General features: G+C 67.2%; 10 protein-coding genes. 4 read left to right on the top strand and 6 right to left on the bottom strand.

The window, feature by feature from the left end:
* Positions 1 to 246: 246 nt before the first annotated feature.
* Positions 247 to 1149, top strand: a complete 903-nt coding sequence (locus Psi02_RS17055) for a LysR family transcriptional regulator (RefSeq protein WP_203975208.1) — start codon at positions 247 to 249, stop codon at positions 1147 to 1149.
* A gap of 40 nt (positions 1150 to 1189) precedes the next feature.
* On the opposite strand, the gene Psi02_RS17060 is transcribed toward Psi02_RS17055, so the two are convergent.
* The 3 genes from Psi02_RS17060 to Psi02_RS17070 are packed head-to-tail and all read right to left on the bottom strand — an operon-like array spanning position 1190 to position 2536.
* Positions 1190 to 1666: a VOC family protein gene (locus Psi02_RS17060; RefSeq protein WP_239094951.1), complete on the bottom strand. Its 477-nt coding sequence runs from the start codon at positions 1664 to 1666 to the stop codon at positions 1190 to 1192.
* A 13-nt stretch (positions 1667 to 1679) separates the two neighbouring features.
* On the bottom strand, positions 1680 to 2180 hold the full coding sequence (locus tag Psi02_RS17065; RefSeq protein ID WP_203975210.1) for an SRPBCC family protein: 501 nt from the start codon (positions 2178 to 2180) through the stop codon (positions 1680 to 1682).
* On the bottom strand, positions 2180 to 2536 hold the full coding sequence (locus Psi02_RS17070; RefSeq protein WP_203975212.1) for an ArsR/SmtB family transcription factor: 357 nt from the start codon (positions 2534 to 2536) through the stop codon (positions 2180 to 2182). The genes Psi02_RS17065 and Psi02_RS17070 overlap by 1 nt, the downstream gene beginning before the upstream one ends.
* Before the next feature lie 226 nt (positions 2537 to 2762).
* Here Psi02_RS17070 and Psi02_RS17075 point away from each other — a divergent pair, with 226 nt between their 5' ends.
* Positions 2763 to 3281 carry a hypothetical protein gene (locus tag Psi02_RS17075; RefSeq protein ID WP_203975214.1) on the top strand — a complete coding sequence of 173 codons (519 nt, stop codon included), beginning with the start codon at positions 2763 to 2765 and terminating at the stop codon, positions 3279 to 3281.
* Positions 3282 to 3429: 148 nt separating this feature from the next.
* Here Psi02_RS17075 and Psi02_RS17080 read toward each other — a convergent pair whose 3' ends face one another.
* The 3 genes from Psi02_RS17080 to Psi02_RS17090 all read right to left on the bottom strand — a co-directional run bounded on the left by Psi02_RS17080 (position 3430) and on the right by Psi02_RS17090 (position 6516).
* On the bottom strand, positions 3430 to 4527 hold the full coding sequence (locus tag Psi02_RS17080; protein ID WP_203975216.1) for a CU044_5270 family protein: 1098 nt from the start codon (positions 4525 to 4527) through the stop codon (positions 3430 to 3432).
* On the bottom strand, positions 4524 to 5048 hold the full coding sequence (locus Psi02_RS17085) for an RNA polymerase sigma factor (protein ID WP_239094952.1): 525 nt from the start codon (positions 5046 to 5048) through the stop codon (positions 4524 to 4526). The genes Psi02_RS17080 and Psi02_RS17085 overlap by 4 nt, the downstream gene beginning before the upstream one ends.
* A gap of 292 nt (positions 5049 to 5340) precedes the next feature.
* Complete coding sequence (locus Psi02_RS17090) at positions 5341 to 6516, bottom strand: sugar phosphate isomerase/epimerase family protein (protein WP_203975218.1); 1176 nt, start codon at positions 6514 to 6516, stop codon at positions 5341 to 5343.
* Between the two features lie 487 nt (positions 6517 to 7003).
* Between Psi02_RS17090 and Psi02_RS17095 the strand changes: the two genes are divergently transcribed.
* Together Psi02_RS17095 and Psi02_RS17100 are read left to right on the top strand one after the other, a co-directional pair.
* On the top strand, positions 7004 to 7219 hold the full coding sequence (locus Psi02_RS17095) for a hypothetical protein (RefSeq protein WP_203975220.1): 216 nt from the start codon (positions 7004 to 7006) through the stop codon (positions 7217 to 7219).
* 70 nt (positions 7220 to 7289) lie between these two features.
* Positions 7290 to 10367 carry a DEAD/DEAH box helicase gene (locus Psi02_RS17100; protein WP_203975222.1) on the top strand — a complete coding sequence of 1026 codons (3078 nt, stop codon included), beginning with the start codon at positions 7290 to 7292 and terminating at the stop codon, positions 10365 to 10367.
* Positions 10368 to 10433: the final 66 nt, after the last annotated feature.

Here is a 10433-nt window from a genome sequence, read left to right on the forward strand (position 1 = left end):
GCCCAGAACCCGGAGGTGTGCGAGACGCGCATGCGCCCGCCGGGTGCCTCGCGAGCGGGCGAGGGGGCAGGGCGGGGGACCCGCGCGGTGGTGCTCATCTGTCGCCTTTCAGAACTGAATCCGGTGATCGCCCGGCCGGGACAATCCGGCGGCCGCATCGGGACAACGAGCTCCGCGCGAGAGCTCTTACCAGCTCTGCTGTACCTGGTGGAGATGAGTTCCATCTCCTGTTGAGATACTCGGCCGATGGAGCTCCGCCACTTGCGCCACTTCATCGCCCTCGCCGAGGAGCGCAGCTTCACCCGCGCCGCCGCTCGCGAGCTGATCGTGCAGTCCGGTCTGTCGTCCTCCGTCCGGGCTCTGGAGAAGGAGGTCGGCGCGTTGTTGTTCATCCGGGGGACCCGTCCGGTCCGGCTGACGGCCGAAGGGGAGGCACTGCTGCCCGCCGCGCGTCACACGCTGGACGCGGCGGCGGCCGCCCACCAGGCCGTCCAGGAGGTCCACGGAGTGCTCTCCGGGCGGCTGCGCATCGGCGCCCTGCAGACGATCGGGCACACGCTGCCCTTCACCACGTGGCTCGCGGAGTTCTCGCGGGCGCATCCCGGTGTCGACATCGCCGTACGGCAGTTGCCCGCCCTGCGGATGCTCGCGATGGTCACGGCCGGCGAACTCGACTGCGCGCTCGTCACCGTGGTGCCCGACCACACGGAGGGCCTCGACATCGTGCCTCTCGTCGCGGAGCCCCTCGTGGTGGCCTGCGCCCCCGATCACCCGCTCGCGTCGGCCGAGGTCCTCACGCTCGACCGGCTGGACGGCGAGCAGTTCGTGGAGACCCATCCCGAGTGGGCGATCCGGGTGCTGACCGACTCGGCCTTCCGGGACGCGGGCCTGACCCGCCGCATCGTGTGCGAGGTCAACGAATGGACGATGGTGCTCGATCTCGTCGCGGCGGGTGTGGGCATCGCGCTCGTGCCCCAGGGGCTGGACTTCTCCCTCCACCCGCGGCCCACCGGTTCGCTCCGGCTCGTCCCGCTCGCGGGCGTCCGCCTGGAGCGCCGCGTCGACCTCGTCCTGCCCAAGGGGCACGCGGCCAGTCCCGCCGCCCGCCGCTTCCTGGATCACGTACGGCGTGCGGGTGCGCCGGCGTGAGCCGGTTTCCGCGGGCGGGAATTGTCGTGCACCGTGACGCTCAGAGGCGCCAGGGCATGTGCTGGAGGGTCCAGGTGTTGCCGTCGGGGTCGGCGAAGGCGGCGTAGAAGACACCGCCCAGGTCCTCGACCGGCCCCATGTCCGCGCCGCGCTCGATGAACGCCGCCCGGGCCTGTTCGATGTCGCTCACCACCAGGTGCAGGCCGCGCAGTGTCCCGACGGGCATGTCGAGGGACGGGACGCCCTCGCTCAGGACGATCGAGCAGGCCGAGCCCGGCGGGGTGAGCTGGACGATCCGCACCCCGTCCGCCGGTCGCACGTCCACGTCCGGGTGGAAACCGAGCGCCACATAGAAGGCCTTGGCCCGGTCGATGTCCTCGACGGGGACCGGGACGAGTTCGAGCAGGAACATCCCGGGACGTACGGGCGGCATGGTGGGGTCGGCCGGGATGTCGGCGACGTCGGCCGGAATCTCGGTCTGCGTGGGATGCAGGTCGACGGGCTGGGAGTCGGTCATCGGTGATCGCCCTTCAGGGTCGTTTCAGGGTCGTTTCGCTGAGCACCTCGGCGAGCCGGTCGTAGGCCTCGCCCGCGCCGCGTTTCATGGGGGTACGGAGCACGCTGTCGCGGATCTCCCGCGAGGAGTAGCGCACGGTGGTGTTCATCGTGGTCCGGCCGTGCGATTCGTCGAAGACGGTGGTGACGAGTGCCGCACCCTCTTCCCAGCCGGTGTGCGACTCGGTGTGGACCAGCCGGTACGGCGGTTCGACCTCGTGGTACACCCCGCTGAGGCCCATCTCGGCGCCGTCCGGCCCGCGCGACACGAAGCGCCACGCGCCGCCCGGACGCAGGTCGATCTCGCAGACGACGAGATGCCAGCCGCGCGCCCCGTGCCATCGCCGGAGCAGTTCCGGCCGGGTGAACGCGTCGAACACGAGCGGGCGGGACGCGGCGAACGTCCTGGTCAGAACCAGCTCGGTGTCGGACGGGGTCGTCACGGACAGGCCCTCGTCAGGCTCCGGCCGCGACATCACCGGACCTCCCGCTCGCCGGCGCCGGACGTGCCGGCCTCGAGTTCGCCGAGCAGGTCGTCGAGCCGCTGGTAGCTCTCCTCCCAGTAGGAGCGGTAGTCCGCCAGCCAGTCCATCGCGGTCTTGAGCCGGGTGGCCTCCAGCCGGCACGGCCTCCGCTGGGCGTCGCGACCTCGGGAGATCAAGCCGGCGCGCTCCAGCACGCGCAGGTGCTTGGAAACGCCCGGCTGGCTCATCGCGAACGGCGCGGCCAACTCCATCACCGTGGCCTCGCCTTGAGCCAGCCGGGCCAGGATCGCCCGTCTGGTCGGGTCGGCCAGTGCGGCGAACGTCGCGTCGAGAGTGTCGGAAGCCACGCTGATTACCTTCCAGTTCTATAACTAGATGGTTTTATACGTGCGTGGCTCCGTCCGTGTCAAGGGCCGTGCACACGCGGGTGCCTGTCGGGCATAGGGCTCGGGCGGCGACTTGCACGAAGTTCAAGACAGCTCTTGCACTTAGTTCAAGAGTAGGTTTACGCTTCACTTGAACTTAGTGCAAGTGAATGGGGCGCCGGAGGGCGCCGATGAAAGGAGACCTCCCGTGAACGTTTTCGTCGCCGTCATGCAGCTACTGGTCGCCGCGGCCTTCCTGAGCATCCCGATCGGCCGCCACCGTTACGGAGCCGCCGCGACGGCGAGCGCGGAGGCGGAGCTGGAGCGTCAGGGCGTGCGGCCCACCGTCCTGGCCGAGAACGGGATGAGGTTCGACGCCGGAGGCCATGAGACGGCGGTCCCCGTGACGGTCGCCGCGGTCATGGCGGCGCTCGCCGGGCTCAACCTGTACGGCGGCGACCTGGCCCGACCCTTGACCTGGGTCTTCCAGACGATCGTGATCCTCGGCAACTGCCTGATCCTGTACAGCAACCTCACCGCCGCGAAGTCCGTGCAGGCCGCCTTCCGGCGCAAGGGGGACCCGATGCTGGCCCGCGTCGACGTCCGCGCCCTGCTCAAGGCGGCCGAGGACGGCTTCCCCGCCTGGACGTGGATCCTGCAGAACGTCCGCCACGCGGTGGTGTTCGGCGCCTCGATCCTCGCCCTGGCAGTGCCGTTCGCCGTCTGACGTCGCAGATCCCTTCTTCGGCCCGTCGCGAGTCCGCCGGCTCCGTCGGCAGGCGGCTACTTCAACCAGCTCCCAGGCGTGACCCGGCCCGTACGGCGAGAGCCGCTCAGAGGTGAAGACCTCGTGAGCGGCTCTCGATTGTGCACGCCTACTTCGCCGGGGGCGCGTCGTCGCTCCAGGCGGCGCTGACGAGGAGGGAGTAGCTCATGAGCTTGTCCCGAGCCCCGAGGTACCAGGACTCTTCGGCGAGCGCGTGCCCGGTCCGCGGGTCGATGATCAGCCGGGTCTGGCTGCGGGTGCCCGCGTCTCCGCGCCGGGTGTACGCCACGGCCACACCTTTACGGCCATGCTGGTCGGTGACCGTATCCAACGTGGTGATGCCTTTCAGACCCGCGATCAGCTTGTACGCCGCCGCACGCACCCCCGGCGTCACCGGTAGCTCGAGCACGAGCGCGTCGGCGCTGTTGAACAGGTAGTCGTTCCTGCCTTCGAGGCCGCCGGTGTCCTTGTGCCTGTTCACCAAGTAGGCCTTCAGGGCCGCCGGGTCGTCCGGGAGGGCGGACAACGCGGCCGGGGAGATCGGCTGTCCGCCCAGAAGGTAGTCCCTGGGGCCCATGCCACCCGGAGTCCTGAGCCGGCGGGGTCCGCCCGCCGCCGCGATGACGACCGGTTTCATGCCCTTCGGCGCCGGCTCGGTCCACTGGGCCGGCGACCCGTCCCGCTCCCATGCCTCCTTGTCGGCGGTGGTGGCCGGCGCGGCGCCGAGGCTCTGGTAGAACTCCCAGCTCTTGTCCTTCGGGCTGGACGCCGTCCACCTCTCCGCGGTCATCTTGAGGACGATGTCATACGGCCCGGCCTTCGGGCCGACCTGGCGGGTTTCCCCATGCTCGGTCGTGACGGTCCAGTAGCGACCGGTGGTGGCCTCGCCGGCGGCGACCTGCTCGGCGGCGACCAGCAGGAACTGCTGCGCCGTCGCGGGCTTGTCCGTCGAGGCGGGCCGCTGCGAGACAGTGGGCCGAGGCGCCGGGGTGGCCGGATTCTGGGCGATCATCACGGTCACGGCCGCGGCGGCCGCCGCCGTGGGGACGAGTCCGGCGGCCAGCACCAGCCGGCGCGTGTTCGTCTTACGGGCGGGGGCGTCCTGCGGGAAGGCGGTGATCGTGGCCAGGTCGATCGACGGGCCGCGGTCGAGCTGCGCCGGCCGGGCCTCGGACAACAACCGCACCACGTCGCGATGCCGGCTCATCTGCTGAACTCCTTCAGATCGAATGTGGACGGTGCTTCTCCCATGGCCTCTTCCAGGCGTTTTCGAGCTCGGTGCAGGCGGACGAAGAACGTGGCGACCGAGCAGCCGACCACGTGCGCGGCCTCCCGGTTGGACAGGCCCTGCCACGCCACCAGCGTCAGCAGTTCGCGGTCGTTTTCGCTCAACCTGGCCAGAGCGGCGAGGACGGCGGAGCGTTCGGCCACTCCGTCGGCCACATCCACGTCCGCTTCGTCGACCCAGGCGCGCAACTCGGCCGCCAAGGATGCCTGGCGCACCTCGTCCCGGTACCGTCCGTGCACCACGTTCCTGGCCGTCACGAGCAGCCACGGCAACGGTGTCTCGGGGACCGCGGACAGTCGCCGCCACGCGACGAGAAAGGTTTCGCTGACCACGTCGTCAGCGAGCTGCCGGCCCGCCCGGCTCACCGCGTACGCGTACACCTGCTCGTGGTGTGCCGCGTACATCTCGGTGAACCGGGCGCCCGCATCTGGTTCTGTCACTGCTCCTGCTCCTTCGTAGGGAAGGTTCGGTGTCACCAGGTAATGCGCGGGGGGCCGGTGTTCTTACCTCGAGTCCCGATTCGGCATACATGCCACGAGGACGTCGAGCATCATGCGCGTACGCTCACTTACTGCACCTCTTGTTCCGAGAGGTGGCAGAGAGGCGGACCGCCACGCGTACCGGTGTACCGGTAGGAGAACGTGGCGGTCCGCTGGAATCCTCAGGGGGCTTTCTCAGCCGCTCGTGTGCTGCTCGTCAGCCGTTTCGGAGGGGCCTGGGCGTTTCGTGGGCTCAGTGCCTGGGGGCGCGCAGCGCGGCCAGGTTGTCGTAGCTCACCTCGGAGAACTCGAGCGACTGGTTCGGGTTGGCCGTGCCTCCGGGCGCGTTGTCCTGCTCGTACATCGGGTTGTGGTAGCCCCTCGCCCCCATCTGGGAGAAGAAGGTGGCGTAGTCGATGTCGCCGGTGCCGAACGGCACCATGTCGTAGCCGTTGCCGGTCGTCGGGTTGGACTTCCCGTCCTTGGCGTGGAAAAGAGGGAACCGCTTGGTCTGCTTCTGCACGACGCGGAGCGGGTTGAAGACGTCGGTCCGCGTCGAGCCGTCCGGCGCGGTGAAGGTGCGGTACTTGAACTGGGCCACATGCGCCCAGAAGATGTCCATCTCCAGCCAGACATGCCTGGGGTCGGTGATCTTCAGGAAGTACTCCAGCCGGCGCGTGCCGGACGACCGGGTGGGCCGGCCCTGCTCGTCGAGCGGACCCTCGTCGAGAAGGAAGCTGTAGGCGACGTCGTGGTTGTGCGTGTACAGCTTGAGCCCGGCCGCCGAGGCGATCCTGCCGAGCGCGTTCCACTTGTCGGCCGCCACGTCCCAGTCGGCCTTGTAGGCGCTGCCGGTCGGGTCGTTGCCGGTGCCCACGTGACCGAAGCCGAGGATGTTGGCGATCTCCAGGTGCTGCTTGAACCGGTCGAGGTCGGGCTGGGTGAACGGCCACGAACCAGGAATGAAGCCGTGGTTGCCCTCGGCCTCGAGACCGTTGTCGTCGAGCCAACGGCGCAGCAGCCGGGCGCCCTCGACGGTCTCCAGGTTGGCGCCGCCCTCGCTGTTCGCGTGCTGGCCGTAGCCGGCGAACTCCACCTGCCTGTAGCCGATCCGGGAAAGTTCCTCGAGCACTGGCCGGAAACCGGACGCCAGGGTGGTTGACAGAGGGTCCCGCGAAATCGCGTCGCGGACGGTGTAGAGGATGATGCCGCGCTTGCTCGGCGCCACCAGCGCGCCCTTGGGGCCGTGGTCGTGACCGTGACCGTGGTCGTGACCGGAGGCGGCCTGGGCCGCCGACGCGAGCGGACCGACGCCCGCCACGGTCGCCGCCGCTGTGAGTCCTGTGGTGGCTGCGAGGAATTGACGCCGGTTGAGGCCTAACCTGCGGTGCAGCGCACCGGACTGGAACTCTTCTTCGTGTGCAGTCATCGTCTTTCGACTCCATTGGGTGGACGAATCTCTTGATCCCCCGATGACTCGGCCGAGCCGCCATTGCTCCTTTCCGGCGTCGGACCGGGCTCGTGCAGCGGCTGTTCCGACGGCCGCCGCAGCCGGCTCGCCGTCGACTCACACCGCTCTTACTGGTCCTGTGTGAAGATCTTGACCTGGAAGTTACGTCACTTTTCGCGCAATTGGAACAAGTTCTGTCCATATTGCTGGAACTTTGGATCGATCGAGGACAAAGTGTCGGCCTGATGTCGACGTCCACCTGTGCGTCCCGTATTTGATCTTCCAGCTGGTCGATGCGTGGGTACGGTGGTGCCAGACGGACGCGGAGAACCGGTGGTCGCTGATCAGGCCCGCGGCTCCGACGACTCCTGCGGTTCCACTCAGCTCGGACGTGGAGATGGGCAGGTTCCGTCACAAGTGGCAGTGACTGCTGGTAGACGACGCTGCGGATCCCCCCGAGCGAAGTGTGATCGAGCCCGGCCAGGCCACCAGCGATGATCACGAGCCCTGGGTTGAAGAAGCTCACGAGGCCGGCGAGCACCGCACCGACCCGTCGGCCTCCGTCACGGATCATCTGTACGGCGTCGCCTGTGGCCGCAGCCGCGAGCGGGCGGTCGCCATGCCCCAAGTGAACAGATTTGATGCTCTAGCGGGATTTATCAATATCCGCGATCTTGCTTGATGCGCGCCTGCTCGAACAGATGCTAGAAATTCGCGGGAATTGTCGCCGCAGGGTCCTATAGTGCCGGCCTGTGAGCGATCTTCAGCCTGGCGTCTATGAGCACCTGGTCACTCGTGAACTCGGCGCGTTGATTCGGGCATTGCCCGACGATGGCCTGATCGACCGGCGTTCCCTCGATCCGGCGGATGCGCATGAGGCGTTGGCCCGGCACCTTGCCGCGCTGACCAGACGTGCGTTACGCGCCGTTCGAGGCGAGACGGATGCGGCGCAGCTGGCGCAACAGGTCGAGATCGCCAACAAGGTCGCCGAGTTGGTCGGGAGTCTGGTTCCTGACGCCGCGGCGCCGGATGAGCTGGTGGAGGCGGCGCAGGAGTTGCTGGGCGTCGCCCGAGGCCGAGATGCGGCAGGGCTGGTGAGGTTCCCGCCGCGCCCGGTGATCCCGTTGACCAGTAGCGCGTTGCTCGTCGCCGGCCGCGGGCAACCGGAGATCGGCCACGAACTCAAGCGCGAGCTGGCCTCTGCCGATCATGTGGATCTGCTGTGTGCGTTCGTGAAGTGGAACGGCGTACGGGTGCTGGCCGAGGCCATCGAGGAGTTCATCGCCCGTGGTGGGAAACTGCGAGTCATCACCACGACGTATATCGGTGCCACCGATCGTTTGGCGTTGGACCGGCTCGCCGCGATGGGCGCAGAGATCAAGGTCTCCTATGACACCCGGACGACCCGCCTGCACGCCAAGGCATGGCTCTTCCATCGCGCATCGAAGCTGTCCACCGCGTATGTGGGCTCCTCCAACCTCTCCAAGACCGCACTCAGCCACGGCCTTGAATGGAACGTCCGGCTCGCCGAGGCTGAGCAACCGCACCTGATCGACACCTTCGCGGCGACCTTCGACGATTATTGGAGCGATCCGGCTTTCGAGTCGTACGACTCAGCACGGGACGCGGAGCGGCTGGACCTAGCGCTGGCGAATGAGCGGGGCGGTTCATCGGACATCGTCATCGACTTCGCTCATGTCGATGTACGGCCCTACTCATACCAGCGCGAAATCTTGGATGAGCTCGCGGCTGAGCGGCAGGTACACGACCGGTGGAGCAATCTGGTGGTCATGGCGACCGGTACCGGAAAGACGGTGGTCGCCGGCCTGGACTACCGGCGACTGCGTAGTGCCGGGGAGGCCGAATCACTGTTGTTCGTCGCGCACAGGGAGGAGATTCTGCGGCAGAGCCTCATGACTTTCCGCCAGGTTCTGCGCGATGAGACGTTCGGTGAGCTGTTCGTCGGTGGTGCCCGGCCTGAGCGGTGGCGGCATGTGTTCGCCTCGATCCAGTCACTTCACACGCGGCCGCTTCCATCGCCCGAGGCATTCGACATGGTCATCGTGGACGAGTTCCACCATGCCGAAGCTTCGACGTACCGGCGGCTGTTGTCGGAGGTGAGGCCGAAGGTCCTCCTCGGACTGACCGCCACCCCTGAACGGGCGGATGGACAGGACATCAAGCATTGGTTCGGTGGCCGCATCGCGGCCGAACTGCGTCTGTGGGAGGCCCTCGAACGAGGCCTGCTCGCTCCATTCCAGTATTTCGGCGTCCACGACGGGGTGGACCTGCAAGAGGTCGGCTGGCGACGCGGTCAGGGCTATGACGTGAACCAGCTCTCGGGTGTCTACACCGGCAATGACCGTCGCGTCGCTGTCGTGTTGGAGACTCTCAACCGCAAGATCGGCGATGTCGGCGGTATGCGCGCCATCGGCTTCTGTGTGGGCATTGAGCACGCTCGATTCATGGCCGACCGATTCACTCGTGCCGGGATCCCCTCGATTGCGATCACGGCGAGCAGCCCGCCCGCTGAGCGCTCGCAGGCTTTGAAGGACCTGCGAGCCCGGAAGATCAATACGATCTTCACTGTCGACTTGTTCAACGAGGGTGTCGACGTCCCAGAGATCGACACTGTCCTGTTCCTGCGTCCCACTGACAGCGCCACGATCTTCCTTCAGCAGCTTGGTCGTGGCCTGCGTCTTGCAGACGACAAGCCATGCCTGACTGTGCTGGACTTCGTCGGTCACCAGCACAAGCAGTTCCGCTTCGACCGCAAGTATCGCGCCCTGACCGGCGCCAGCCGCACCGGCATCGCCCGCGAGGTCGACGAGGGCTTCCCCACCTTGCCGGCCGGCTGCGTCATCGATCTCGACCGCGACGTGCGCCGACTGGTGCTGGACAACGTACGGCAGGCACTCAGCCTCAACTGGAAGGACCTGGCCCGCGAACTGCGCGAGCTGGGAGATCTGGCTCTGCCGCAGTTCTTGGAAGAGACCGGCCTCGACTTGGAGGACCTCTACCGGCGTCGCGAAGGCTGGACCGCACTGCGCCGAAGCGCCGGCCTGGAGGGCGAGGCGTCTGATCAGCGGATCGACAAGCAACTGGGACGGGCCTTCGGACGCATGCTGCACATCGACGACGTTGAACGGCTGAGCTACATGCTCAAGGTGCTGGACGGTCATCTGCCCGAATCACCACGCGAACGGCGACTGCTTGCCATGCTGGACGCTGCGGTGTGGGGCGGCACCGCCTCCTTCGCCGAGATGGAGTCGCGGCTGCAGCAGTTGCACGGCGCACGTGGTGCCGAACTGAAGGCCCTAGCCGGCGTGCTGCACTCTGGGATCCATCGTGTGGCTCCACCAGTTGACGACCTGGTGCCCCTCCACGTCCACGCCCGCTATACCAAGAACGAGGCGCTTGCGGCGTTCGGCGTCGACAAGCCTGCCCATATGCGCGAAGGCGTGAAGTACGTAGAAGAACATAAGGCCGACCTGTTCTTCGTGACCATCGACAAGTCGGAGGACCACTTTTCCCCAACGACGCTGTACCACGACCGCGCCATCACCGAAGAACTGTTTCAGTGGGAATCCCAGAGCGGGCTACGCTCCAGCACGGCCACTGCTCGTCGCTACATATCCGGCGAGTCCACTGTTCACCTGATGATTCGCCAAACCAAACGCGATGAAGGCCTGGGCGCTCCCGCTTATATTTACGCCGGGCCGATGCGCTACGTCAGACACGAGAACGAACAACCGATCCGTTTCGTGTGGCGCCTGGACCACCCGCCTCCACCAGCGGTCTTCCACTACGCCAAGGCCACCGCAGGCTAAAAAGTTCTGTTACGTGATCAAGGTGTAGCGGGACGCTCGGGATGGCGTCAGTCATGCCGATGCCGC

It is taken from the genome of Planotetraspora silvatica, assembly GCF_016863315.1.
Classification (GTDB): Bacteria; Actinomycetota; Actinomycetes; order Streptosporangiales; family Streptosporangiaceae; genus Planotetraspora; species Planotetraspora silvatica.